This window comes from Pseudochrobactrum sp. sp1633 (assembly GCF_030376605.1).
Classification (GTDB): Bacteria; Pseudomonadota; Alphaproteobacteria; order Rhizobiales; family Rhizobiaceae; genus Pseudochrobactrum.
In genome coordinates this window covers 72,901-98,608 of sequence record NZ_JARRAE010000004.1, presented here as the reverse complement: position 1 = coordinate 98,608, position 25,708 = coordinate 72,901, and the positions used below count along the sequence as shown (strand labels likewise).

Genomic DNA, 25,708 nt, shown 5'->3' with positions numbered 1-25,708 from the left:
GTATGATCCGGGAGCAGAGATTTTCTGCTTCCGGATTGTTTTTTGTCGTGGACGGTGATCAGGGAATTTAAATGTCGATCATGCTGGTCTTAACAATTGTGCTCCTACTTGGCGTGGCAGGGTATCTCCTTGGTCGCGCAAAAGCGGTTTCACAATTGAATGCCGTAAAAAATGTGGCTGATAAGAAAGAAAAACCGCATTCCCGTCCGCATTATCATGGATGGTGGGTGTTTTCTCTGACCGTGATGCCGGCAATCATTTTGTTTGTCATCTGGTCTCTGAGCGCAACCGTCTATCTTGAGCAAACTGCCAAGTCGCAGTTGCAGGATGCTCTCGGCAATACCGAAAATTACAGTGAAAGCCTCACCCTCGGCGTGGTAAAAAGCCTCGCAAACGGGCTGGAGAGACTTGATCCGCAGCAACGTGAAAACCTGCCGCAAACCTACGGTGAAGTCCGTGCGCTGATGGCTGATAAAGGCGTCGCGCTGGCAACCGAAGGTCACGATGTGATGGTTCCGGTTGCTGTGCAGTGGAATAAAGCGGCAGCTTTTTCCTCAAACATTCGCGCAGCTCTTACCATCGCACTGGCGATTGCCGGATTTATCTTTGGCTGGATGACGATTGCACCGCGCGTGCGTGCGCGCAACAATGTGGAAAACATTGTGCTGTGGGGGCTGATTGCTGCATCTACCATCGCCATTCTCACAACTGTCGGCATTGTTTTCTCAATGCTGTTTCAGACCATCAATTTCTTCAGCGATGTTCCGGCCTATGAGTTCTTCTTCGGAACCGTTTGGGATCCGCGTTTTGCGGCAGCCGGTGCCACCGATTCGCACGGTCAGTTCGGTCTGATCCCGCTGCTTGCCGGTACGCTTTATATCGCGCTGGTCGCAATGGTCTTTGCTGTTCCGGTTGGTCTGTTCGCCGCTATTTATATGTCGGAATATGCCGGTGCCCGCACCCGTGCCATCGTCAAGCCGTTGCTGGAAGTGCTGGCCGGTATTCCGACCATTGTTTACGGTTTCTTCGCGCTGGTCACAGTCGGACCGTTCCTGCGTGACCTGAGTGCTGCACTTTCGGGTGGTCAGGGCTTCATCATGGCGCAGAGCGTGCTCACTGCCGGTCTGGTGATGGGCGTGATGCTGATCCCGTTCGTATCCTCGCTCTCTGACGATATTATTACTGCCGTACCACGCTCCCTGCGTGACGGCTCGCTGGGACTGGGTGCCACCCGCTCTGAGACCATCAAGCGCGTGATCCTGCCAGCTGCTCTGCCTGGTATTGTCGGCGCGCTGTTGCTCACAGCATCGCGTGCGATCGGTGAAACCATGATCGTGGTGCTTGCTGCCGGTGTGGCCGCCAATCTGACGCTTAACCCGTTTGAAGCGATGACGACGATTACTGTTAAGATCGTCAACCAGCTGACCGGTGACCTTGAGTTCAACTCACCGCAAACACTGGTCGCTTTCGCGCTGGGTATCACACTCTTCTTCCTGACCCTGCTGATGAATATTTTCGCTCTCTACATTGTGCGCAAATATCGGGAGCAATATGAATGACCGACGCTGTTTTCACTCCCAAGACAACTTCAACCGCACCGGCCCGCCGTGATATTGGCATCAAGCGCCGCTACGCTGCCGAACGCCGTTTCCGCATGTATGGCGTGATTGCGATTGGCATTGGTATTTTCTTTCTCTGTGCGCTGTTTTTCTCGGTGTTTTCCAAAGGTTACACAGCCTTCTGGCAGACAACGATTGAAATACCGGTACTGTTGGATGAGAAGGTGATTGATCCGTCCAATGAGCGTGCAACCAATCCGAATGTGCTGATCACCGCGAATTATCCGCTGCTGGTGCGCAATGCTTTGGCGGACAAGCTTGGTGTGGAGAAATCCAATCGTCCGGCCATGCGCGACATGACACGTTTCTACTCTGACGGCGTGCGTCTGCAATTGCGTGAAATGGTGACAGGCGATCCGAAACTGATCGGTACCACACAGACGATTAAGTTCCTCGCCGCGGCCGATATTGATTCTGCCAATAAAGGCCAGATTGACCTGACCGTTGACCAGAGCAAACGTAAAGTCTCAGACTTGCAGGTTGGCTGGATGAAGACCCTGAAGGATGAGGGCGTTATGCGCCAGTCTTTCAATACCGGTCTGTTCACGATGGGCGCTTCCAGCCGTCCGGAAACTTCCGGTCTGGGCGTGGCGCTGATCGGCTCGCTCTACATGATGCTCATCGTGCTGGTTTTCGCTCTGCCGATTGGTGTGGCTGCCTCGATTTACCTGGAAGAATATGCGCGTAAAAACCGCTTCACCGATATTATTGAAGTGAATATCAACAATCTGGCTGCCGTACCGTCCATTGTGTTCGGTTTGCTGGGCCTGGCGGTTTTCATCAACTTCTTCGGCATGCCACGTTCAGCCTCGCTGGTTGGTGGTCTGGTGCTGACACTGATGACACTGCCAACAATCATCATTGCAACACGCGCGGCGTTGCGTGCGGTGCCACCGTCGATCCGCGCTGCGGCGCTCGGCCTTGGTGCTTCTAAAACACAAGTGGTGTTCCATCATGTGCTTCCACTTGCAGCGCCCGGTATTCTCACCGGTACCATCATCGGTCTGGCACAGGCTCTGGGTGAAACCGCGCCGCTGCTGCTGATTGGTATGGTTGCCTTTGTTGCCAATGCTCCTGTTACGCCTATGGATCCTGCGACTGCATTGCCGGTACAGATTTTCATGTGGGCGAATGAAGCAGAACGTGCTTTTGTAGAGCGGACATCGGGTGCGATTATCGTGCTCCTCCTGTTCCTCGCTGTAATGAATATTGCCGCAATCATTCTGCGTCGCCGCTTTGAGCGTCGCTGGTAGATCCGAAGGAACCGGCCATGAACCTGATGAATGATTATACGTTAGAAAAAACACTCGGAGAAAAGATGAACGCCTTGCCTAAGAAAATCAAAATGCGCGGGGACAAGGTCAAAGTTTTCTACGGCGAAAAACAGGCTTTGCACGGCGTTGATCTGGATATTGAAGAAAACAGCGTAACCGCGCTGATCGGTCCTTCCGGCTGCGGCAAGTCTACTTTTCTGCGCTCGCTCAACCGTATGAATGATACGATTGAGGGTTGTCGAGTCGAAGGACTGATCACGCTCGACGGTGAAGATATTTACGATCCGAAGATCGACGTGGTTGAACTGCGTGCCCGTGTTGGCATGGTGTTTCAGAAGCCAAATCCGTTTCCGAAATCCATCTATGAAAATGTTTCTTACGGCCCGCGTATTCACGGTCTGGCCAGAACCCGCGCGGAACTGGATGAGATCGTCGAAAAAAGTCTGCGCGGTGCCAGCCTCTGGGAAGAAGTTAAAGATCGCCTCAATGATGCAGGCACCGGTCTTTCCGGTGGCCAGCAGCAGCGTCTTTGTATTGCCCGCGCGATTGCGGTGAGCCCTGAAGTCATTCTGATGGATGAGCCTTGCTCGGCGCTTGATCCGATTGCAACCGCAAAGGTTGAAGAGCTGATCGATGAGTTGCGCCGTGACTATACGATTGTCATCGTAACGCATTCCATGCAGCAGGCGGCGCGTATTTCTCAGACCACAGCGATGTTCCACTTAGGCAATCTGGTGGAGGTTGGTGATACGGATATGATGTTCACCACGCCGAAAGAAAAGCGCACGCAGGATTATATTACCGGTCGTTTCGGCTGATATTGCCAAATGGTGTCCGGCCAGCCGGTTAGCATGTTTGTAAGCCATAATCTCAATGGAAACGTCGAACAGGTTTTCGGGATTATGCTCTAAATTCAGGATAAGGAAATTTCCATGCCGTCACAGCATACGGTTACATCCTATGATGAAGAACTGAAGTTTCTCGCACGCAAAATCGCTGAAATGGGCGGTCACGCGGAACGTATGGTGGAGCAGTCCATCAAGGCGATTGTTACTGCCGATAATGCTCTGGCACAGCGTGTCATCTCCGAGGATCTGATCCTTGATGCGGGCGAACGTGAAATTGATGACAAGGCGATTATGATTATCGCCAAACGTCAGCCTATGGCGGTGGATCTGCGCGAAATTATCGGTGCGATCCGTATTTCAGCTGATCTGGAACGCGTGGGTGATATGGGCAAGAACATTGCCAAGCGTGTCGTCGCCGTTTCTGAAACCCGTCAGTCCGTTAAACTGTATCGCGGACTGGAAACGCTGGCTGAGCTGGCCCGCACCCAGCTCAAAGATGTGCTGGATGCCTATGCAACCCGCTCTGTGACGCAGATTAATATCGTGCGTGACCGCGACGATGAAATTGATGCGATGTACACATCGCTGTTCCGCGAACTTCTGACATATATGATGGAAGATCCGCGCAATATTACGGCCTGTACGCATCTTTTGTTCTGCGCCAAGAATATTGAGCGTATCGGTGACCATGCAACCAATATTGCCGAGACAGTGTATTACATTGTCACTGGCAATCAGATGCCGCCGGATCGTCCGAAAGACGATTTCAGCCATGATGTCGTTCTCGACGAACTGCATAAAAATTAAACTGTTCTGATCAACGGCCGTTTGCGGCCGCAGGATATGCTGCTTTCAGAGCTTGCATGTCAGAATGAAGAAGTCATGCATTCCGGTGGGACCGGAATGCAAATGCCCCCTTATGTCTAAACGAATAGTGGATACGCAATGTCACACACGCCTAGAATAGCGGTTGTTGAAGACGAAGAAGCCATCAGCGAATTGCTGCGTTATAATCTGGAGGCTGAAGGTTATCAGGTTGATACGATACTGCGCGGCGATGAAGCTGAAATTCATTTGCGTGAAAACGTACCTGACCTTCTGGTGCTGGACTGGATGTTGCCAGGTGTTTCCGGCATTGAGCTGTGCCGCCGCCTGCGCCAGCGCGCTGAAACGGAGCGTCTGCCGATCATCATGCTGACAGCCCGCGGTGAAGAGTCCGAGCGTGTGCGTGGTCTGGCCGTGGGTGCCGATGACTATGTGGTCAAGCCTTTCTCCACACCGGAACTGCTGGCACGTATCAAGGCGATGCTGCGCCGTGCCAATCCGAGTGTTTTGTCTCATGTTCTGAAAGTCGGCGAGATTGTTCTCGACCGCCAACAGCATCGTGTTTATCGCAAAGAACGTGAAATCAAGCTCGGGCCGACAGAGTTCCGTTTGCTGGAATATTTCATGATGGCACCGGGGCGGGTTTTCTCACGCACGCAGTTGCTGGATGGTATTTGGGGACGTGACATTTACGTCGATGACCGCACCGTGGATGTGCATATCGGCCGTCTGCGCAAAGCGATTAATACAGGCCGTGAAATCGATCCGATTCGTACTGTTCGCGGTGCCGGTTACGCTTTCGGCTGAGAATTCATCCATATTTGAAGATTTGTCAGGCCGGTGTGAGAAACTTCACACCGGCTTTTCATTTAGGACGATTCTTGCAAATTCTGTTTTTTAGCAATGAGTTGAGCGCAGCGAACCTGTCTACCTCACTAAAACCTGCCTGTTTGTAACGGATTGTAATGAAATATTACTAACGTGATTGACCTTCGAATTGCATGATGCGCCGGTGCTTCAGCGTTTTTTCGTTTGAAAATAAGGCAATATCTCACCGGAAATGTTGCAAACTGATGATCCGCTAAAGTGCAGAATGACCGGTTTTCAGAGCATTCTGACCGTTTATTCTTGATGGTTTTGTATTTTAGTGAGTGCTCAAAAGAATGCGTTAACAATTCGTTAACTATTGGGGCGCATTTTCTTGGGGTAAATATTAACCCGTTATTGCTAATCCTAACTCTCATATAAAGTCGGCCCTGCGCCTTCATTTAGCCCCAATGCGCCACGAATTTCGCGTGGCCTTCTACCATAGCGAGTCTGTCTGCAGGTTTGGATGTGTGGCTTGGGTGTGAAGAGGAATTGTTGATAAGGATGAACCGTTGAAACGCTCATATTTAGCGAAAACACTGTTTATCGGTGCTCTGGTTGCCACACCGTTCATTTTAGCGGGCTGCACAACCACCTCGACCGGTTCAAAATCAGCTAAAGTTGCACAGGGTGCCAAGGAATCGGGCGTTACCGTCCGTAACGGCAAGAAAACCTACACTTACACGTCCAAAGACCGCGAATGCCTTGAGCGCGCAATGTTCTTTGAATCTGCCCGCTCCAGCCGTGATGGTCTTGTTGCAGTGGGCACGGTTGTGATGAACCGTCTGGTTTCGGAAAAATATCCTGAAACCGTTTGCGGTGTTGTCGGACAGAAAAATCAGTTTGCGCCGGGCGTTATGACCCGCGCTATGAATTCCAAAGCTCTGCCGGATGTCAAAGAGGCCGCCGATTCTGTTTTGAAGGGCGAACGTCATCCGAAGCTGAAAAACGCAATGTTCTTCCATACGGCTGGTTTGAAATTCCCGTATAGAAATATGCATTATGTGCTGGTTGCCGGCGGTAATTCTTTCTATGAAAAGCGCCGTAAAGACGGCTCGCTGGAATCACCGCTGCCGGAAACACCTTATAATCTTGCTGCAGCCTATGAGCCTAAAAACGGCTCTATGCCCGAGAGTGTTTACGACGTGACCAATACGGCTGCGAGTGGCAAGGGCGATCGGATCCCTGCGGCCGCACCGGTCATGGTTGCATCGGCAGATCAGCAGCGTTTTGCACCGGCACCGGCTGATCCGACTGCAACACAAGCTGCTGTGGCTGAAGCGCCGGTACAGGTTGCTTACCATGCATCGCAGGCCGCGCCGCAGGCACCTTCCCGCTTGCCGTTTGAAACCAAGCCTGTCGCTGCGTCTGCTTCGCAAAATGCGTTTGCCGCAAGCACCGAAGAGATGGATCCGCACAAGGTTGATGCAATCGGCGCATTGTTGCTGAAACAGGATCGTCCTGAGCCTGTATTATAATTCACTAGCAAATGTTGATAACAAAAAAGCCCGCATATAGCGGGCTTTTTTGTTATCACTGAGCACTTATTATCAGCGCGGCACGACAACAGGCTGATAAATCACCATCGGTGTTGAGAATTGCGGACGGTCATTTTGCCATGCGCGAATATCTGCCCGCCGGTCCAGATGAATCTGGAGCAGGCAATTGGCCATTGCCTCTGAATTGGGTTTAAACCCATAGCTCGTGCAGGTTTTCTGATCCTCCGCACGTTGCTGCTCTGGTGTGAGTGTCGTGCAGCCCGCCAGCGTCATTGCAAACAACCCTGCAACAAGGCTTAGCTTCCGGAAGGATCGCGCGTTTTTGGAGTTTCGGTTCATGGGTTTGTTCCGATAAATATGACTTCAACTGACATATTAACGCTGTTCACTGTTCCTGACCATATGCAGAAATATTATTATAACAGACACGCTACGATCCAAAAATTGGTGATAAGGGCTGGCCTGCATAAGGATGCGGGAGTATCTGTGTAGGCAGAGCATAATTAAGCGGAGAGTATCTATGTCGGTTTCATCTGATAACAATCACGCAGGCGCAATTATTGATCCGGTTAAGCTGGACAAGCTGGCTGAAGTGGCTGTTAAGGTTGGTCTGCAATTGCGCAAAGGGCAGGATCTGGTGATTACAGCGCCGGTTGTCGCGCTGCCGCTGGTGCGCCGTATTGCGGAGCATGCCTATAAAGCCGGTGCGGGTTTGGTAACGCCGTTTTTTGCCGATGAAGACATGGCGCTGTCGCGTTTTCAGTATGCGCCGGATGAGAGCTTTGATCATGCAAGTGACTGGCTCTATCAGGGCATGGCGAAAGCCTATAGTCAGGGTGCGGCGCGTCTTGCTATTTCAGGTGACAATCCGATGCTGTTATCGGCACAGGACGCGAATAAAGTTGCCCGTGCCAATAAGGCGCTTTCGATGGCCTATCAGCCGGCTCTGGAAAAAATAGCCGGTTTCGACATCAACTGGAATATCGTGTCATACCCGAATCCGTCATGGGCGAAGCTGGTCTTTCCGGATGATGCGCCGGATGTGGCGACCCGCAAACTGGCGGAAGCGATTTTCGCCGCATCACGCGTGAATAATGCTGATCCTGTGGCTGCATGGGCAGACCATAATGCGCAATTACGCAAGCGCACAAAAATTCTCAATGAGCGTAATTTTCGTGCGCTGCGTTTCACCGGACCGGATACTGACCTGACCGTTGGTCTGGCAGACGGCCATGAATGGCATGGCGGCGCATCCACCGCTAAAAACGGGATTACCTGTAATCCGAACATTCCGACCGAGGAAGTTTTCACAACCCCGCATGCTTTGCGCGTTGAAGGCACTGTTTCAAGCACCAAACCATTGTCGCATCAGGGCACGATCATTGATGATATCCGCGTGCGTTTTGAAGGCGGGCGGATTGTTGAGGCCAAAGCCAGCAAGGGTGAGGCTGTTCTGAACAAGGTGCTGGATACGGATGAAGGTGCACGGCGTCTGGGGGAGGTGGCACTGGTGCCGCATTCCTCGCCCATTTCACAGAGCGGCTTGCTGTTTTATAACACGTTGTTTGATGAAAATGCCGCCAGCCATATTGCGCTTGGTCAGTGCTATTCCAAATGTTTCATCAATGGTGCTGATCTTACGCCGGAACAGATTGCGGCACAGGGCGGTAATAAGAGCTTCATTCATATTGACTGGATGATCGGCTCAGACCGCATTGATGTGGATGGTATCGCGCAGGATGGCACATCAGTGCCTGTGATGCGCAAAGGCGAATGGGTTGCCTGATAAAATCTGAATTCCCGATATTTTCATAACAATAGCTGCCGCTTTTTTTAACAAGCGGCGGCTATTTTATTTTTAAAAGCATTTCGGGAATTGCAGCTTGCCGGAGCGATAATCCGGTTTATCGTATGCGGGCTGATAATTGTGTCGAGAGGGGCTGCATCATGAAAAGATCGCTGCGCATTAGCTTATATAGCCTGGCTCTGTTGCTGATTATCGCGGCAGGTGTGGGCTTTGTTTTCCGTAAGCAAATTCACGAATATTATGCGGTCTATCAATATGCCAATACATTCAAGCCCGATGTGATTGATGCTAATTTTCGCTCACTTTATAAAATCTACCCGTCTATCCGTGTAGAACAGAGCGGCGAAGTCAGCCCCTTGCCGCAGAATGAAAAACCTTTGCCTGAAACCTATCTTTATCAGGGAGAGACAAAACGGGTCGCTGACTGGCTGGAACGCACACAGACAACCGGCTTCATCGTGCTGAAGGACGGTGCAGTTGCCTATGAGCGCTATGAACGGGGCAATACGGCTGCAACGCAGGCAATCGCCATGTCGATGTCGAAATCCACGATTTCATTTCTGATCGGCAATGCCGTGCGGGATGGTCTGATCGATATCCATCAGACCGTCGATCATTACGCACCGCAACTGGCGGAGGGCGGCTATAAAGGGGTGAGCGTCAAGAACGCGCTGCAAATGTCTTCAGGCATCGGGTTTAACGAGGATTATGGCGATCTCTCATCCGATATTGTGCGCTACATTATCCAGATTTTGACCGGTTCGGTGAAAGATTTCACTGCTCATCTGCAGAAAGTGAGGCAGCAGGGCACGGTCAATATTTATGTGTCCGCCGATACGCAGGTGCTGTCCATGGTTCTGGAGGGCGCAACCGGTAAACCGATGACTGATTATTTCAAGGAAAAATTATGGTCGCATCTGGGAGCAGAGGCTGATGTCTATTGGCTGGCTGATGCAAAGGGTGATGCAGTCTCGGCAGGCGGGCTGAATGCTGTTTTGCGCGATTACGCGCGTTTCGGCCTGCTTTATATGAATGAAGGGCGCAATTTCAAAGGCGAGCAACTGGTACCGGCCGAATGGGTACATGCCTCTGTCACGCCGGATGCGCCGCATCTGATGCCGGGCAGGGATGATCCTGTGCAGGGCAAGCCGCTGGGCTATGGCTATCAGTGGTGGATACCGGGGAAACCGCAGGGGGATTTTGTCGCTGTCGGTATTTACGGGCAGTTTATCTACGTCAATCCTGAGCACAAAGTGGTGATTGCCAAAACTTCCGCCTATGCGGATTACAATAAAGATGGCCAGAAAATGAAAGATGAAAGCATTGTTGTCTTTCAGGCCATTGCGGACGCGCTTTAAATTACCGCCAATTTAAAACACCGCCTGTTTTGGGACAGGCGGTGTGTGGTAAGTCTGTTCTGATTATTCCTGAATATGCGCTTCGAGAAACCATAGCGCTTTATCAAGGCTGCGGGATGCGCCGGTCAGAATGTCGGCACTGTTATCATCTCCGGCTTCCGCTGCATCTTTGATGGATTGCCGCACCAGATTTGCTACTTCACCGTAATGTGTGATCAAGGCGTTGAGATGATCTTTGATCGCATAAATATCATCCGGATAAGGTTTGAGAATGCTCGCCTCAGCAACATTCTGCGTGGTGCCGAGCGCTGTGCCGCCAAGCTGGGCAATACGTTCTGCAATCGTGTCAGAATGCTCATCAAGATCGGTGCGGAATGTATCCAGCATTTCATGCACGGCAATGAACTGAATGCCTTTGAGGTTCCAGTGTGCCTGCTTGGTAATCAGCGCAAGATCAATGATCGCAGCCAGATTTTTGTTCAGCAGGGCAATGACCGTAGTTTTGGCATTGGTCGGCAGATTATTTTTTGTCGGATGATTTTTAAGTTTTGGTGCAGACATAGCAATTTCCTTTTATCGAAGGGACAAACTCTTCATTCGTCTGAAAAACTGTCGGGAGAGGACAGTGTAAGAAACTGGATGCAGTAAAATGCTGTTATGTACATAACGTCTTACAGGTAGGGTTGTTCCCTGTGTTTTAAAGGGCTTGAAGGAATATTTTGCGTTATAATGCAGGGAGATGGGCGTGATCGTGACAGGGCTCCGGCATGAAATTTTAGCACTGCTGATCTGCCTGTACTTGCCGGAGCGTGCAATCTGCTTTAGGTCGTAAATCATGACTATTCTCGCGCTCGATACCGCCGGCAGCATGTGCGCCGTTGCCCTCTATGACCCGCATACACAGCAGATTCTTGCTGAGGTCAGCCATGACATTGGCAAAGGCCATGCAGAGGTTCTGCTGGACTATGTTGCGCAGTGTTTTGAGACCGCAAAAATTGCCCGCAATACTGTGAGCCGTGTAGCGGTTAATATCGGCCCCGGTTCCTTTACAGGGGTGCGTGTTGGTGTCTCTGCTGCGCGCGGTTTTGGTCTGGCGCTGTCTTGTCCCGTTGTCGGTGTGAGCGGTTTTGAAGCGCTTGCCTGTGAGGCACAGGCCGTTGCGCAGGCGCAGCCGGTGCTGATTGCACTGTCTGCCTATCGCGGTGATATTTATGCGCAGGGTTTTGCGGCAGACGGCTCTCCGGCAACCAATCCGGTTGCTGGCAGTGAGACGGAATTGTTGCAGGTCTTGGAGCAGCTGGGAGCAGATTATGCGCTGTATGGCAGTGCCGCGCAGCAGCTCAGCGCTGCGGAAGGCCGTGAGCGTAAGATTACGGGAACCAGTGCTTCCGCTTCCATCAGCACATTTGCACACCTTGCAGCCGGGCGGGATGCGGGCATACCGCCTGAGCCGCTTTACATGCGCGGGCCTGATGTGAAACCGCAAACCGGATTTGCACTGCCCCGCCTTCAGTCTGGTAATAACGGGCAGAAGAATCAGGAGCATGAATGATTAGTCTTCCTTTCTCGCGGCAAAGTTTTGCCTTGGAAGCGCTGGTGCAGGCGCATTGCCCTGAACTTGCGGACTTGCACGCACCGGCTTTTCACCATGCATGGAGCGAGGAAGATTTTGCGGGTATGCTCTCGCAGGGCAATATATTCGGCTTTATTGCCCGCCCTGTGGGTAAGCCCGGTCAAAGTGCCGGTTTTGTGCTGGCGCGGCTGGTTGCAGGCGAAGCGGAAATTCTGACCATTGCTGTTTCTTCCGCCTTTCAGCGCCGCGGCATCGGGCGCGAACTGATGGAAGCCGTATTACGACATTTGCATCATGAACGGGCTGAAAGCCTGTTTTTGGAAGTTGACGAGAGCAATGTGGCAGCGCAGGCATTGTACCGGCGTCTTGGTTTCATTCAGGTCGGTCATCGTCCGGCTTATTATGAGACTGAGCAGGGGCGCAGCGGTGCATTGGTTTTGCGCCGGCAGTTTCAGCAAAAAATTGTGCTGCCATGATCGGCCTTATCCGTATTACGATTATTCTCGGTCTGTTTTTCAGCCTTGTCGTGTCGCTGGTACCGTTTCAGTATCTCTTTGTTAAAGCACGGCTTGGCTGGCAGCAGAGTTTGCCACGGTTTTTCCATCGGATTGCGGCATGGTTGCTCGGCTTTCGGGTAAAAGTACACGGCGACATTGTAAAGGAACGCCCGTTACTGCTGGTTTCAAACCATGTGTCGTGGAGCGATATTGTCGTTTTATCCTCCGTTGCCAATGTTTGCTTCATCGCCAAATCTGAAGTGCGCAAATGGCCTGTTTTTGGCACATTCGCGGTTCTACAACGTACTGTCTTTGTCGAGCGTGAGAAAAAGGGCCGGACAGCGCAACAGGCCTCGGATATTGCCCTGCGTCTGGCGGGCGGCGATGCGATGGTACTGTTTCCCGAAGGAACCACTTCAGACGGTAACCGTGTGCTGCCGTTCAAAACATCGCTGTTTGGTGCCGCCCATGCGGCAATCCGCGAGACTGGTGAAGAAAAGGTGATCGTGCAGCCGGTCTCGATTGCCTATACGGGAATTCACGGCATGCCGATGGGACGGTTCCATCGGCCGATCGCTTCATGGCCGGGTGATGTACAATTGATGCCGCATCTTAAAGGGGTGCTCAAAGAGGGCGCGATTGATGTGGAGATACGCTTCGGTGAGCCGGTAAGCGTGACGGCCGGAACCAGCCGCAAGGAACTGGCGCGTATTATGGAAGAGCGCGTGGCAGAGATGCTGCACAGCTCTTTGCTGGGACGCGATATCAATACATCAGAGACGGAAAAATAAATCCGGTGTCAGTCTTTGTGGCGTAGGTGCGCAATCGCGTCTACCCGTGTGGTATCAGTCCTTACGACGTAACCGCACAATGACGTCAACATTGACGATTTCCATGCCTTCAGGGGCTTTTGGAAGATTACTGACCACTGGCTGACCGCCCTCACCATCGGGAATATCGAAAACAATATTCTCGCCTTCCACAAAGAAGTGATGGTGATCGGAAATATTGGTGTCGAAATAGGTTTTCGAACCTTCAACCGAAATAATGCGTAGCATACCGGCTTCTGTAAACTGGTGCAGCGTATTATAAACGGTGGCAAGCGAGACCGGAACGGCAGCGAAAACGGCTTCTTCATGCAGTTCTTCTGCGGAAAGATGGCGGTCGCCGTGAGCGTAAATCAGGCTGGCAAGCGCAACCCGCTGGCGCGTCGGTCTGAGACCGGCGACCCTTAGGCGCTCCTCAATCGAAGCGTTGCTGGCATGGGAGGAATGAATATTCATCACTGACCTGTCAGAAGCTTGTGTCAAATTCGTTCAAATTTAATGCTTAAGGGCTGTTGCCCATCCTGTCACAAGATTGATATATGCGCTGAACGAATGACTGGCAATAGCTATTCCTGTATATCTTGACAGGCAAATAGTTTCTTGCGGGTATTTTACAGCAGGAAACACTCTGTGTTAGGGGTGTGCAAAGATTTTGTCTGAACCTGACGAACATGGATGTTCGCTCAGGGCCAAACAGACAACAGACAGATAAATGATTGGAGTCGGTAATGGCAGAGCAGAAGTCTAGTTACGGATATGAGGAGCTTCTCAGCTGCGCTCGCGGTGAAATGTTTGGCCCGGGCAATGCCCAGCTGCCTCTGCCGCCGATGCTGATGGTGCACCGCATCACCGAAATCTCCGAAACCGGTGGTGAGTTTGATAAGGGCTATATCCGTGCTGAATACGATGTAAGCCCGGACGACTGGTATTTCCCTTGCCATTTTCAGGGCAATCCGATCATGCCTGGCTGTCTCGGCCTCGACGGCATGTGGCAGCTGACCGGCTTCTTCCTCGGCTGGCTCGGTGAGCCGGGTCGCGGTATGGCGCTGTCCACCGGTGAAGTGAAGTTCAAAGGCATGGTGCGTCCGCATACCAAGCTTCTGCAATATGGTATCGACTTCAAGCGCGTGATGCGCGGTCGCCTTGTTCTGGGCACTGCTGACGGCTGGTTGAAAGCAGACGGCGAAACAATCTATAAAGCTTCTGATCTGCGCGTTGGCCTGTCGAAAGACAGCGAGGCGTAAGTCTAAAGACAGCGACGGACAATAAGGCGCTGAACATCTATCATTCACGGCTGCGACCACATTAAATTTAACAGATTTCATGTGGTCGCACTCAAAATATGCAAAGATCGCACCTATGTTACCGCAAATAGGGGCAGCCCTGAAAGCGGGCCGTCACCTACGGCATTGGTGCAAAGGAGATTTCAATGCGGCGTGTTGTCGTTACCGGAATGGGGATTGTATCCTCAATTGGCAATAATACCGATGAGGTATTGACCTCCTTGCGCGAAGCCAGATCGGGTATCCGTCGGGCTGAAGATCAGGCCGAACTTGGCTTCCGCTGTCAGGTTTCCGGTGCGCCGCAGATCGATGTTGAAGCGCTGGTTGATCGCCGTGCAATGCGTTTTCATGGCCGTGGCACTGCATGGAATCATGTGGCTATGGATCAGGCGATTGCCGATGCGGGCCTGAGCGAAGAGCAGGTTTCCAACGAGCGTACCGGCATTATCATGGGTTCCGGCGGTCCATCAACACGCACGATTGTTGATTCCGCTGATATCACCCGTGAAAAGGGCCCGAAGCGCGTTGGTCCTTTTGCCGTGCCGAAAGCCATGAGCTCCACGGCTTCTGCAACAATGGCCACTTTCTTCAAGATCAAGGGTATTAACTACTCGATCTCTTCGGCCTGTGCGACGTCCAATCATTGTATTGGCAACGCGGTTGAGATGATCCAGTACGGCAAACAGGATCGTATGTTTGCCGGTGGCTGTGAGGATCTCGACTGGACCTTGTCGGTGCTGTTTGACGCTATGGGCGCCATGTCATCGAAATATAATGATACGCCGGAACGTGCATCCCGCGCCTATGACAAAAACCGCGACGGTTTTGTGATTGCCGGTGGTGCCGGTGTACTGGTGCTGGAAGATCTGGAAACAGCGCTGGCGCGCGGTGCCAAAATTTATGGTGAAGTTGTGGGCTACGGCGCCACTTCTGACGGCTACGATATGGTTGCGCCATCCGGTGAAGGTGCGGAGCGCTGCATGCGTATGGCGCTTTCAACTGTGAAGGGCAAGATTGACTATATCAATCCGCATGCCACATCGACCCCTGCGGGCGATGCACCGGAAATTGAAGCGATCCGTAAAGTTTTCGGCTCAGGCGATGCCTGCCCGCCGATTGCGGCCACCAAATCGCTGACCGGCCACTCGCTGGGCGCCACAGGCGTTCAGGAAGCAATCTATTCGCTGCTGATGATGCATAATAACTTCATTTGCGAGAGCGCACATATTGATGAACTTGATCCGGATTTTGCGGATATGCCGATTGTGCTCAAGCGCATTGATAATGCTGAAATTAACACGGTACTGTCCAACTCCTTCGGTTTTGGTGGAACAAACGCAACGTTGGTTTTCCAGCGTTATCAGGGCTGACGGAGAGAGAGTATGCAGGGTATTATGAAGGGCAAACGCGGCCTGATTATGGGTGTCGCGAACAACCATTCTCTCGCTTGGGGTATTGCAAAACAACTCTCCGATCAGGGCGCCGAGCTGGCTTTTACCTATCAGGGTGATGCACTTGGTAAGCGCGTAAAACCTTTGGCAGAGCAGGTCGGTTCTGATCTGGTTCTGCCTTGCGATGTTGAAGACATTGCAACGGTTGATGCGGTTTTTGACGAGATCGAAAAGAAGTGGGGCAAGCTCGATTTTATCGTTCACGCCATTGGTTTTTCCGACAAGACGGAGCTCAAAGGCCGTTATGCGGATGTCACCACCCGCGAAAATTTCAGCCGCACGATGGTGATTTCAGCCTATTCTTTCACAGAAGTTGCTCAACGCGCTGAAAAACTGATGAAAGACGGTGGCTCGATCCTGACGCTGACCTATGGCGGCTCAACCCGTACAATTCCGAATTACAATGTGATGGGTGTGGCCAAGGCCGCTCTTGAAGCTATGGTTCGTTATCTGGCGGCTGATTTTGGTCCGCAGGGTATTCGCGTTAACGCGATTTCCGCAGGTCCTGTGCGCACGCTGGCTGGTGCCGGTATCGGTGATGCCCGCGCAATCTTCTCGTATCAGCGCCGCAATTCGCCATTGCGCCGCACGGTTGATATTGATGATGTGGGCAAGTCAGCCCTTTATCTGCTGTCTGACCTGTCGAGCGGTGTAACCGGTGAAGTACATTTTGTGGATTCCGGTTATAATATCGTGTCAATGCCAACGCTTGATGAGCTGAAAAGCTCGGATGCGACCGGCACTGAATAATTTTGCTGAATATGATATAAAAAAGCCGCGCATTGCGCGGCTTTTTTGTTTTTATTTGCGGGCCTCGATGACTTTGAAACCATCTTTATCGGTCAGCGGCATGACCTGTCGGAAATGCTGTTTCAGCACAGCTTCATAGGGTAGCTGGCGGTTTGCCACCATCAGCAGGCGGCCGCCGGATTTAAGACGTTTCGCAGCAGAGGTGATAAAGCTTTGACCAAGCGAAATATCGGTATTGCGGCCGGTGTGAAACGGCGGATTGCTGATGACCGTGTCATAAATTTCTGTCATCGGCTCGGAAGCCACATCATGCCAGTAGTAGTGCAGCGGTACTGAACTGTTGAGTTCAGCCAGATTGCTTTTGGCAATTTCCAGCGCTTCAAAATCCGCTTCATAAAGATCAATACGGCTGATTTTGGCCGGATTGTCGAGACAGCATGCGGTGAGATAACCCCAGCCAGCCCCCAAATCCGCTACATGACCAAAGGCGACGTTTTTGAGGTGCGGCACCAGTAAAGCGGAACCGCGGTCGATTTCACCATGTGAAAACATGCCCGGTTTCGTCCAGAAACGCTCATCTACGCGTTTTCTCTCCGGAATGAGGTCTTGTATGGTTTCAGCCTCAATCGCCTCAGGGCGCATCATCCAGTAGGTCACAGCGTGGTTTTTGGACATGCGGTCGAGTGAGGTTGCGATCTGATCGCTGCGTTTGCGGAAGCTGTCGATGCCGAGCTTTTTATCGCCGGCAATCACGATCAGCCCTCCTGGCTTCACTTGGCTTAGCAAGGATGCCAGCCATTCCTCATTGCGGCCGCGATGTTTGCCGAGCAAAATCATGCCGCCGGCATAGGTTTCATTCTCGGTTATTTGCGCTGTAACCTGAAAACCGGCTTTGTTTAGTGCCAGCCACTCCGGTCTGGATGGCTGAATGCAATGCAGTGCCTGTTTCCACTCTGTGCTCAGCATAGTGTCGGCACTGATGCCAAAGCAGAGAAATTTTTCTCCGGCCTGAGGCAGATCAAGCGTTTCATTCTCGAAGGGTAGAAAGAGTGTATTTTGGGCGCCGGTAATCATGGAGTTTCTTTGGTCTTTGCTACCTGAAAAGGATGACAGTAGGTGGTTTCTAGCAGATATTATATTGAATTTGTTATTGTTTAAAGTTTCAAACTATCTGCAATTCGGTTTTGCTCGCGGGGGAGAGTGGTATTATGGCGCGCAAATGTTGTCAGCCGGAATGTTATGCCAGATGCCTGCCGGAACATCAGGAACGCCTGATGCAACTGAATAATATGATTTCGCAGGCACATAAGACCAGACAGGATTTTTTTGCCTATTTGCTGGGTATGGCTGTCAGTGAGGCGCAGGCGATTATTGATTGCGCCCATCAGGAGGCTTGGCTGCAAAAGGGCATAAAACCGGAGATACAAGCAGAGCCGGTTTGAACTAAGCTACCCTGAAAGCTGGCTCAGCATCTGAATGCATTCGCGGAATATTGAAATGAAAAGCCCCGCATGTTGCCATGCGGGGCTTTTCAGAGCTTGAAACCAGCTTATTCAGCTGCGGTTTCTTCTTTCTTTTCGGCAACGACTTCTTTGCCGGTTTCCTGATCTACAACTTTCATCGACAGGCGCACTTTACCGCGCTCATCAAAGCCCATCAGTTTAACCCAGACCTTCTGGCCTTCTTTAACCACATCGGTGGTCTTGGCAACGCGGTCTGAAGCCAGCTGCGAAATGTGCACCAGACCATCGCGCGGACCGAAGAAGTTGACGAATGCGCCGAAGTCCGCAGTTTTAACAACTGTACCTTCGTAGATTTCGCCGATTTCAGGTTCTGCAACAATGGAGTGAATCCATTTCTTTGCCGCTTCAATTTCTTTGCTGGAAGAAGAAGCGATTTTGACTGTGCCATCATCTTCGATGTTGATTTTAGCACCGGTCTTTTCAACGATTTCGCGGATAACTTTACCGCCGGAACCGATAACATCACGGATCTTGTCGGTCGGAATGTTCATCACTTCGATGCGTGGTGCAAATTCACCGAGTTCAGCGCGTGCGCCGGACAGAGCTCTTGCCATCTCACCGAGAATATGGATACGGCCGCCTTTAGCCTGTTCCAGAGCGATTTTCATGATCTCTTCGGTAATACCGTCGATCTTGATGTCCATCTGCAGGGCAGTGATACCGTTTTCTGTACCGGCTACCTTGAAATCCATATCGCCGAGGTGATCTTCATCACCCAGAATGTCGGAGAGAACAGCGAAGCGTTCGCCTTCTTTGATCAGACCCATAGCAATACCGGCTACAGGGCGGGTCAGAGGAACACCGGCATCCATCAGCGCAAGCGAGGTACCGCAAACGGTTGCCATCGACGATGAACCGTTGGATTCAGTGATCTCAGAAACCGCACGCAGGGTGTAAGGGAACTGATCTTTGGCAGGCAGCATCGGATGGATCGCGCGCCATGCCAGCTTGCCGTGACCGATTTCACGACGACCCGGTGAGCCCATACGGCCGGTTTCGCCAACGGAATATGGCGGGAAGTTGTAATGCAGCAGGAAGGATTCTTTGCGCAGACCTGTCAGTGTGTCGATGAACTGTTCATCTTCACCGGTGCCCAGTGTTGCAACAACGATAGCCTGTGTTTCACCGCGGGTGAACAGAGCCGAACCGTGTGTGCGTGGCAGAACGCCGACTTCCGATTCAATGCGGCGAACAGTCGACAGATCACGGCCGTCAATACGGCTGCCGGTGTCGAGAATGTTCCAGCGAACGATTTTCGCCTGCAGGGATTTGAATACGGCGCCGATCTGTTCAGCAGTATATTCAGTTGTTTCTGCGCCTTCCGGGAGGAAGTGAGCCTTAACTTTGGCTTTTGCAGCATCAACAGCGGTATAACGGGCCTGCTTGTCGATGATTTTATATGCTGTACGCAGATCGTCTTCAACGATTGCGAGCATTGCAGTTTCAGCAGCGGAAAGATCTTCCGCCTGGAAGTCGCGTGGTTCTTTCGCAGCAACTTCAGCAAGGCTGATGATGGCGTCGATCACAGGCTGGAAGCCTTTCTGACCGAAAACAACAGCGCCGAGCATGATTTCTTCCGACAGTTCCTGTGCTTCTGATTCAACCATCAGAACAGCATCAGTCGTACCGGCAACAATCAGATCCAGTTTGGATTCGGCCATTTCATCGAGATGCGGGTTCAGCACATATTCGCCGTTGATGTAACCAACGCGCGCACCACCGATCGGGCCCATGAAAGGCACGCCGGAAAGGGTGAGAGCGGCAGAAGCTGCAACCATCGACAAGACGTCCGGATCATTTTCCAGATCGTGCTGAATAACAGTGATGACAACCTGTGTGTCGTTCTTGTAGCCGTCCGCAAACAGCGGGCGGATCGGACGGTCGATCAGGCGGGAAACCAGAGTTTCGTTTTCGCTCGGACGGCCTTCACGTTTGAAGTAACCACCCGGAATACGACCGGCTGCATAGGCTTTTTCCTGATAGTTTACAGTCAGAGGGAAAAAGTCCTGACCCGGCTTTGGCTCCTTGGCCGAAACAACAGTGGCCAGCACCATTGTTTCACCGTATGTGGCGATAACCGCGCCGTCAGCCTGACGGGCGACCTTGCCGGTTTCCAGAATGAGCGGACGGCCGCCCCATTCGATCTCAACTTTATGAGTGTTGAACATATCTTGTCCTTGGTTTGGAATATCTGATTTTCAGCGCTGATTGGAGCGCGGGCAGTATTCCGGTTTGGAACAGGGCGCGGGCAAGACAACGGGAAGCTCGGAATTCTATGACGAGCTGCCTGCAATCCTGCCAGCAGGACCTGTTCAATACAGTTCCATATCGGGCTTTTGCGACATTTGCGTTAAAGCCCTGCTGCATCGGCTGTCTTTGATGATAATTCAAACAGATGATGCAGTTTTTTGAAATTGCAGAGTATTTTTCAGGTCATCTGACCTTTGATACTCTGTTTTCTCCGGACGGTTTTGATGCATATGCCCGTACCGGTAAATAATTCCGGCGAAAACCATAAAGATTTTCGCCGGAGAATGCGCTTAGCGGCGCAGGCCGAGACGGCCGATCAGGCTCTGATAGCGCGCTTCGTCAACACCTTTGAGGTAGTCGAGCAGAGTGCGGCGCTGAGAAACCATTTTCAGAAGACCACGGCGGGAATGATTATCATTCTTGTGGCCTTTGAAGTGACCGGTCAGGTTGGAAATGCGTTCTGAAAGAACGGCTACCTGTACTTCAGGAGAACCGGTATCGCCTTCTTTCGTTGCATATTCTTTGATAAGAGCCTGTTTGCGTTCAGCAGTAATCGACATCGAAATGTCCTTTTGTTTAAGAGGAAAAGTCGCCCGTGGCCAAGATGTCGTCCAGCCGGGGCCGTTTATATAGTTCAGTACTGTCAGCATTGGGTAATGCCTGATACGGAACCTGACGATCATATAATCGAAACTGTGGCTTATTTCCAGACACATTTCAAAAAAGCCTGCAAGGCAGGCTTTTTTAAGAATCGTTATGAACGGGAAGCATAAGGTTTACTGCGTGAAAACCCGCTTTGGTTTGAACATACCCTGTTCAATATAGCCGATAGCCAGCAAGCGGTTTTTATGATTGGCGCAGACTTCATCAGCTTCCGCTGGTGCATCACGACCACGCAAAATAACCGGATTACCCATGCGGACGCGATGCGCCTGATCATCGGACAGGGCAACCTGCACAAGTTCTTCCAGCGCAGCACCGGTATCAATGATAAGATCATCAATCGCAGCAAAGTTACGCGGTGCAGCGGGAGCAACTTCGGCTTCCGCTTCCGCATCGCCTTCTTCCGCTTTAGGCGGCAGTGGCGGCCATGCGGCTTCCAGTTCCTGAAGCGTTACGAAATCATCTTCATTGAACGGGGCAACTTCCAAACGGCGCAGCTCAGCAATATGGCCGAAACAGTTCAGATCACGTCCCATATCACGGGCGAGAGAACGCACATAAGTCCCTTTGCCGCATTCGACTTCAAACAGGGCTTGTCCGGCTTCATTGATCTCAACCAGTTCAAGCCGGTCAATTTCAACTTCACGGGAAGGGATGGCAACTGTTTCCCCTTCACGCGCCAGATCATAAGCACGTTCGCCGTCAATTTTAATGGCGGAGAATTGTGGCGGTGTCTGCTGAATAACGCCGGTATATTTTGGCAGCAATGCCAGAATGTCGGCTTCTGTCGGGCGTTTGTCAGAGGTTTTGGTGACAGGCCCTTCCAGATCGTCGGTCGAGCGTTCTTCGCCCCATGTCACTGTGAAGGCATAGATTTTGGTACCATCCATCACATAAGGCACAGTTTTGGTGGCTTCACCCAGAGCAATCGGCAGCATGCCGGAGGCCAGAGGATCAAGCGTGCCTGCATGGCCGGCTTTTTCTGCGTTGAATAGCCATTTGATTTTCGAAACGGCCTCGGTAGAGCCCATGCCTTTCGGCTTGTCAAAAATCACCCATCCGGAAACCGGACGGCCTTTTTTCTTACCTCTGCGTGCCATCAGCCGTTATTCTCGTTGTCGTTTGTTGTATCGGTAGCGTTATCATCGCTGTCGTCATCCTGCAGGTCGCGAGCAACTTCCGGCGAGCGCAGCAATGCATCAATCTTGGCGAAATTATCGAAGCTGGTATCAGGACGGAAACGGAATTCCGGCATATATTTCATCTGGCGCAATTGCGGGGCAACACGGCCACGCAGGAATTTCGCATTGGCTGCCAGTGCTTTAATGACGGTTTGCACATCTGTCTTGCCGACAATGCTGATAAAGCAGGTCGCAATTTTAAGATCCGGCGACATGCGCACTTCAGTAATAGATACAACGGTGTTGTTGAGAACATCGTCGCGGATTTCGCCGCGTGACAGCACCTGAGCCACTGCATGACGAACCTGTTCGCCGACGCGCAACTGGCGCTGGGACGGTCCTGTAGAGGTAAAACGGGACATGTGGACTCCAAAAAATATTGGATGAGGCGGAAAGGGCAAAAATGCACGATAACCGCAAAGCCTTGAACGGCTTTTTTAAAAAGGAAACAGCGGCAATGCCTGTTTATCAGGCACTGCCGCTGACTTGTTAATTACAGCGTACGTGTGATCATCTCAACGCGGAACGCTTCGATGACATCGCCTGCGCGTACATCTTCGTAGTTTTCAAAGGCCATACCACATTCCTGACCCATCGGCACTTCGGACACTTCGTCCTTGAAGCGCTTGAGTGTCTTGAGTTTGCCTTCGTGGATAACCACGCTGTCGCGGATAAGACGTACACCGGCGCCACGTTCAACCTTACCGTCAACAACACGACAACCGGCAACTTTACCGACTTTAGTGATGTTGAAGACTTCGAGAATCTCAGCATTACCGATGAAGGTTTCACGACGTTCTGGTGGCAGAAGACCGGACATTGCTGCTTTCACATCATCAATCAGATCGTAGATGATGTTGTAGTAGCGAATTTCGATGCCCTGCTGTGTTGCTGCATCACGTGCCTGTTTATTGGCGCGGACGTTGAAGCCGATGATAGCGGCATTCGAAGCTTCAGCGAGTGCAATATCGCTCTCGGTAATACCACCGGCACCCGAATGAACGATGCGTGCACGAACTTCATCTGTACCAAGTTTATCGAGCGAAGCGATAATCGCTTCAACCGAACCCTGAACGTCACCCTTGATAACCAGCGGGAACTCTTTGAGTCCGGTGGCCTGCAGGTTGGACATCATCTGTTCCAGCGAACCGCGGGAACCGGCCTGACGGGCAACTGCCTTATCACGGGCAAGACGCTGGCGATATTCAGTGATTTCGCGTGCTTTAGCTTCATTGGCAACAATGGTAAAGCGATCACCGGCCTGCGGCGTACCGTCAAGACCAAGAACCTCAACCGGCATAGCTGGGCCAGCTTCTTTAACATGGTCGCCACGGTCATTGACGAGGGCGCGGACACGTCCCCATGCACTGCCGGCCACAATGATCTGGCCCGGATGCAATGTACCCTTCTGAACCAGAACGGTTGCAACCGCACCACGACCACGGTCGAGCTGAGCTTCGATAACCACACCTTCAGCTGTCCGTGTCGGATCTGCCTTCAGATCAAGAATTTCAGCCTGCAACAGAACGGCTTCAAGCAGTTTGTCGAGGTTGATCTTGTTCTTGGCGGAAACTTCCACATCAAGCACTTCACCGCCCATCGATTCTACAAACACATCGTGCTGCAGCAGGGTTGTGCGAACTTTCTGCGGATCAGCAGTCGGTTTGTCGATCTTGTTGATCGCCACGATGATCGGAACGCCTGCTGCTTTCGCATGATTGATGGATTCAATCGTCTGCGGCATCACGCTGTCATCTGCGGCAACAACCAGAATGGCAATATCGGTCGCCTGCGCACCACGGGCACGCATCTGTGTAAAGGCGGCGTGGCCAGGCGTATCGATAAAGGTGATCTTATGGCCGTTTTGTTCAACCTGATAAGCACCGATATGCTGGGTAATACCACCGGATTCACCGGATACAACATTCGCCTGACGAATAGCATCGAGCAGCGATGTTTTACCGTGGTCGACGTGACCCATGATGGTCACAACCGGCGCGCGGGAGATCATTGCGCTCTGATCATCTTCAGTGGTGAAGATACCTTCTTCAACGTCAGATTCTGCAACGCGCTTAACAGTGTGGCCGAATTCTTCAGCCAGAAGCTGCGCCATATCAGCATCGATCACATCGCCCGGCTTCATCATCTGACCCTGTTTCATCAGGTATTTGATGATGTCAACGGCACGCTCAGCCATACGCTGTGCAAGTTCCTGAATTGTAATGGTTTCAGGAACGATCACTTCGCGCGAAATCTTTTCACGGGTTTCCTGCATCTGCGAGCGCTTGAATTTTTCCTGACGGCGACGCATAGCCGAAAGTGAACGCGAACGGCCTTCATCTTCCAGATTGCTTGTCAGTGTCAGCTTGCCGCGCTTACGGTCTTCCTCAGCCTTTGTAGGCTTGGTCGCACGCACTTCTGGTTTCGCTGCCACATTGCGACGAACGCCTGCAGGACCGCGACGATCATCTTCATCATCTTTTTGCGGTTTGCGGTTGAGAACCTGCTGGGTCGGTTTCTTATCGGCCAGCGGTGCTTCGGCATTGATGTCACGCGGGGCAGGTGCGCCGCCGGTACGGTTGTAGCCACCCTGATTAGGGCGGTTCTGACCGGCAGGACCACGGTTCTGGCCACCAGAGCGATCACCGCCCGCACGATCACCTGAAGGGCGATCACCAGCTGGACGCGGGGATGCCGGACGGGCAGAAGTCACAGGCTCGCGCTTGCGTGCTTCAGCTTCCGCTTTAGCTTTAACTTCGGCTTCAGCTTTGCGGCGTGCATCTTCTTCAGCCTGGCGGCGTTCGGATTCAAGGCGCTCGATTTCACGGCGCTTTTCTTCTTCCGCACGGCGAATGGCTTCTGCTTCAGCGCGCTTACGATCTTCCGCATCACGGATGACGGCACCCTCAAGTGCGCGGCGACGTGCGTCCATTTCCGATGAGGACAGGGTGTTGAGCACCATGCCGCCACGGTCATTAGAACGGTTGCGCTGATCGTTGCGACCACCCGGGCGTGAGCCCTGTGGCTTGTTGTAACCGCCAGCTGCAGGGCGACCGCCTGTAGGAGCACCCGGACGGGCTGCTGCAGCAGGAGCTGCAGGACGTGCAGCCTGAGGAGCAGCCGGTTTAGGCGCAACAGGCTTCGGTGCAGCCGGTTTTACAACCGCTGCTTCAACTGGTTTTGGTGCCTGTGGGGCAGCCGGTGCGCTTTCTGTTTTAGCAACAGGAGCAGCAACAGCTTCACTCACAGGAGCCGGTGTCGGGGCTGTTTCTGCAGCAACAACAGGCTTTTCTGCAACCGGTGCGGCAACTGGTGCCGGTGCCGGTTCTGGAGCCGGCGCAGCTGGCTGGACAGGAGCAGGAGCGGCTACAGCTTCCGGCTTTTCGTCAGGACGGGTAAACTTGCGTTTTTTCGTCTCAACAACAACCGATTTGCTGCGTCCGTGGCTGAAATTTTGCCGCACAGTGCTCTGTTCGACTCCTGGCCGCTTGATGGTCAGCGTCTTTTTTGTGTCGACGCTCAGCGTCTTGTCGTCGTTTGAATTACTGTCGCTCATTCCGATTCCGTTTCCTTCGCAGCACTGGCCGATTGCGTTTCCTTATCAGCACTGGTT

The 25,708-nt window shown here is 52.2% G+C and carries 25 protein-coding genes; 16 read left to right on the top strand and 9 right to left on the bottom strand.

The annotated features are described in order from the left end of the window. Positions 1-71 precede the first annotated feature (71 nt). The 6 genes from pstC (at position 72) to P8H26_RS05850 (ending at position 6,911) form a co-directional block, all read left to right on the top strand. Entirely contained in the window at positions 72-1,559 is a 1,488-nt protein-coding gene (gene pstC, locus P8H26_RS05875) for a phosphate ABC transporter permease subunit PstC (RefSeq protein ID WP_289631959.1), read from the top strand. Continuing rightward, on the top strand, positions 1,556-2,872 hold the full coding sequence (pstA, locus tag P8H26_RS05870; RefSeq protein ID WP_289631958.1) for a phosphate ABC transporter permease PstA: 1,317 nt from the start codon (positions 1,556-1,558) through the stop codon (positions 2,870-2,872). The genes pstC and pstA overlap by 4 nt, the downstream gene beginning before the upstream one ends. Before the next feature lie 65 nt (positions 2,873-2,937). Next, complete coding sequence (gene pstB / locus P8H26_RS05865; protein WP_374708244.1) at positions 2,938-3,711, top strand: phosphate ABC transporter ATP-binding protein PstB; 774 nt, start codon at positions 2,938-2,940, stop codon at positions 3,709-3,711. Positions 3,712-3,825: 114 nt separating this feature from the next. Further along, entirely contained in the window at positions 3,826-4,548 is a 723-nt protein-coding gene (gene phoU / locus P8H26_RS05860; RefSeq protein WP_289631955.1) for a phosphate signaling complex protein PhoU, read from the top strand. A gap of 138 nt (positions 4,549-4,686) precedes the next feature. Continuing rightward, positions 4,687-5,373 (top strand): phosphate regulon transcriptional regulator PhoB, encoded by a 687-nt coding sequence (gene phoB, locus P8H26_RS05855; protein WP_289631954.1) that lies wholly within the window; start codon positions 4,687-4,689, stop codon positions 5,371-5,373. Between the two features lie 572 nt (positions 5,374-5,945). Further along, positions 5,946-6,911, top strand: coding sequence for a cell wall hydrolase (locus P8H26_RS05850; protein WP_289631953.1), 966 nt, complete (start codon positions 5,946-5,948; stop codon positions 6,909-6,911). A gap of 72 nt (positions 6,912-6,983) precedes the next feature. Here P8H26_RS05850 and P8H26_RS05845 read toward each other — a convergent pair whose 3' ends face one another. Then, positions 6,984-7,271 carry a hypothetical protein gene (locus P8H26_RS05845; RefSeq protein WP_289631952.1) on the bottom strand — a complete coding sequence of 96 codons (288 nt, stop codon included), beginning with the start codon at positions 7,269-7,271 and terminating at the stop codon, positions 6,984-6,986. Positions 7,272-7,452: 181 nt separating this feature from the next. Here P8H26_RS05845 and P8H26_RS05840 point away from each other — a divergent pair, with 181 nt between their 5' ends. Next, positions 7,453-8,718, top strand: a complete 1,266-nt coding sequence (locus P8H26_RS05840; RefSeq protein ID WP_289631951.1) for an aminopeptidase — start codon at positions 7,453-7,455, stop codon at positions 8,716-8,718. Between the two features lie 161 nt (positions 8,719-8,879). Further along, positions 8,880-10,097 (top strand): serine hydrolase, encoded by a 1,218-nt coding sequence (locus P8H26_RS05835; protein WP_289631950.1) that lies wholly within the window; start codon positions 8,880-8,882, stop codon positions 10,095-10,097. Between the two features lie 63 nt (positions 10,098-10,160). Here the strand turns inward: P8H26_RS05835 and dps are convergent, their stop codons facing one another. After that, positions 10,161-10,658 (bottom strand): DNA starvation/stationary phase protection protein Dps, encoded by a 498-nt coding sequence (gene dps, locus P8H26_RS05830; protein ID WP_289631949.1) that lies wholly within the window; start codon positions 10,656-10,658, stop codon positions 10,161-10,163. Positions 10,659-10,932: 274 nt separating this feature from the next. Here dps and tsaB point away from each other — a divergent pair, with 274 nt between their 5' ends. Genes tsaB through P8H26_RS05815 form a run of 3 tightly spaced genes read left to right on the top strand, consistent with a single transcriptional unit; the run spans position 10,933 to position 12,958 of the window. Further along, positions 10,933-11,649, top strand: a complete 717-nt coding sequence (gene tsaB, locus P8H26_RS05825; RefSeq protein WP_289631948.1) for a tRNA (adenosine(37)-N6)-threonylcarbamoyltransferase complex dimerization subunit type 1 TsaB — start codon at positions 10,933-10,935, stop codon at positions 11,647-11,649. Continuing rightward, positions 11,646-12,146 carry a ribosomal protein S18-alanine N-acetyltransferase gene (rimI, locus tag P8H26_RS05820; protein ID WP_289631947.1) on the top strand — a complete coding sequence of 167 codons (501 nt, stop codon included), beginning with the start codon at positions 11,646-11,648 and terminating at the stop codon, positions 12,144-12,146. Before tsaB ends, rimI begins: the two co-directional genes overlap by 4 nt. Next, the gene (locus P8H26_RS05815) at positions 12,143-12,958 is read left to right on the top strand and encodes a 1-acyl-sn-glycerol-3-phosphate acyltransferase (protein WP_289631946.1); all 816 of its coding nucleotides are present in this window, start codon (positions 12,143-12,145) and stop codon (positions 12,956-12,958) included. Before rimI ends, P8H26_RS05815 begins: the two co-directional genes overlap by 4 nt. A 54-nt stretch (positions 12,959-13,012) precedes the next feature. On the opposite strand, the gene irrA is transcribed toward P8H26_RS05815, so the two are convergent. Continuing rightward, the gene (gene irrA, locus P8H26_RS05810; protein WP_289631944.1) at positions 13,013-13,450 is read right to left on the bottom strand and encodes an iron response transcriptional regulator IrrA; all 438 of its coding nucleotides are present in this window, start codon (positions 13,448-13,450) and stop codon (positions 13,013-13,015) included. Between the two features lie 272 nt (positions 13,451-13,722). Between irrA and fabA the strand changes: the two genes are divergently transcribed. From fabA to fabI, 3 genes are all read left to right on the top strand, one after another. Further along, a complete protein-coding gene (fabA, locus tag P8H26_RS05805; protein WP_289631943.1) occupies positions 13,723-14,238 on the top strand; it encodes a 3-hydroxyacyl-[acyl-carrier-protein] dehydratase FabA in 516 nt (171 codons plus the stop codon). Between the two features lie 185 nt (positions 14,239-14,423). Next, positions 14,424-15,647: a beta-ketoacyl-ACP synthase I gene (gene fabB, locus P8H26_RS05800; RefSeq protein ID WP_289631942.1), complete on the top strand. Its 1,224-nt coding sequence runs from the start codon at positions 14,424-14,426 to the stop codon at positions 15,645-15,647. Positions 15,648-15,659: 12 nt separating this feature from the next. After that, on the top strand, positions 15,660-16,478 hold the full coding sequence (fabI, locus tag P8H26_RS05795) for an enoyl-ACP reductase FabI (protein ID WP_289631941.1): 819 nt from the start codon (positions 15,660-15,662) through the stop codon (positions 16,476-16,478). A 51-nt stretch (positions 16,479-16,529) separates the two neighbouring features. Here fabI and P8H26_RS05790 read toward each other — a convergent pair whose 3' ends face one another. After that, positions 16,530-17,552 carry a class I SAM-dependent methyltransferase gene (locus tag P8H26_RS05790; RefSeq protein WP_289631940.1) on the bottom strand — a complete coding sequence of 341 codons (1,023 nt, stop codon included), beginning with the start codon at positions 17,550-17,552 and terminating at the stop codon, positions 16,530-16,532. On the opposite strand from P8H26_RS05790, the gene P8H26_RS05785 reads away from it, so the two are divergent. Together P8H26_RS05785 and P8H26_RS05780 are read left to right on the top strand one after the other, a co-directional pair. After that, positions 17,551-17,766, top strand: a complete 216-nt coding sequence (locus P8H26_RS05785; RefSeq protein WP_289631939.1) for a hypothetical protein — start codon at positions 17,551-17,553, stop codon at positions 17,764-17,766. The genes P8H26_RS05790 and P8H26_RS05785 overlap by 2 nt on opposite strands. Continuing rightward, positions 17,753-17,920: a hypothetical protein gene (locus P8H26_RS05780; protein WP_289631938.1), complete on the top strand. Its 168-nt coding sequence runs from the start codon at positions 17,753-17,755 to the stop codon at positions 17,918-17,920. Before P8H26_RS05785 ends, P8H26_RS05780 begins: the two co-directional genes overlap by 14 nt. Positions 17,921-18,027: 107 nt before the next feature. On the opposite strand, the gene pnp is transcribed toward P8H26_RS05780, so the two are convergent. From pnp to infB, 5 genes are all read right to left on the bottom strand, one after another. Next, the gene (gene pnp, locus P8H26_RS05775) at positions 18,028-20,169 is read right to left on the bottom strand and encodes a polyribonucleotide nucleotidyltransferase (protein ID WP_289631937.1); all 2,142 of its coding nucleotides are present in this window, start codon (positions 20,167-20,169) and stop codon (positions 18,028-18,030) included. A 372-nt stretch (positions 20,170-20,541) separates the two neighbouring features. Further along, positions 20,542-20,811 carry a 30S ribosomal protein S15 gene (gene rpsO, locus P8H26_RS05770; RefSeq protein WP_113943696.1) on the bottom strand — a complete coding sequence of 90 codons (270 nt, stop codon included), beginning with the start codon at positions 20,809-20,811 and terminating at the stop codon, positions 20,542-20,544. A 216-nt stretch (positions 20,812-21,027) separates the two neighbouring features. Then, positions 21,028-22,014: a tRNA pseudouridine(55) synthase TruB gene (truB, locus tag P8H26_RS05765; RefSeq protein ID WP_289631936.1), complete on the bottom strand. Its 987-nt coding sequence runs from the start codon at positions 22,012-22,014 to the stop codon at positions 21,028-21,030. Beyond that, positions 22,014-22,457 carry a 30S ribosome-binding factor RbfA gene (gene rbfA / locus P8H26_RS05760; RefSeq protein ID WP_289631934.1) on the bottom strand — a complete coding sequence of 148 codons (444 nt, stop codon included), beginning with the start codon at positions 22,455-22,457 and terminating at the stop codon, positions 22,014-22,016. Before rbfA ends, truB begins: the two co-directional genes overlap by 1 nt. Positions 22,458-22,588: 131 nt before the next feature. After that, entirely contained in the window at positions 22,589-25,651 is a 3,063-nt protein-coding gene (gene infB, locus P8H26_RS05755; protein WP_289631933.1) for a translation initiation factor IF-2, read from the bottom strand. Between the last annotated feature and the right edge of the window lie 57 nt (positions 25,652-25,708).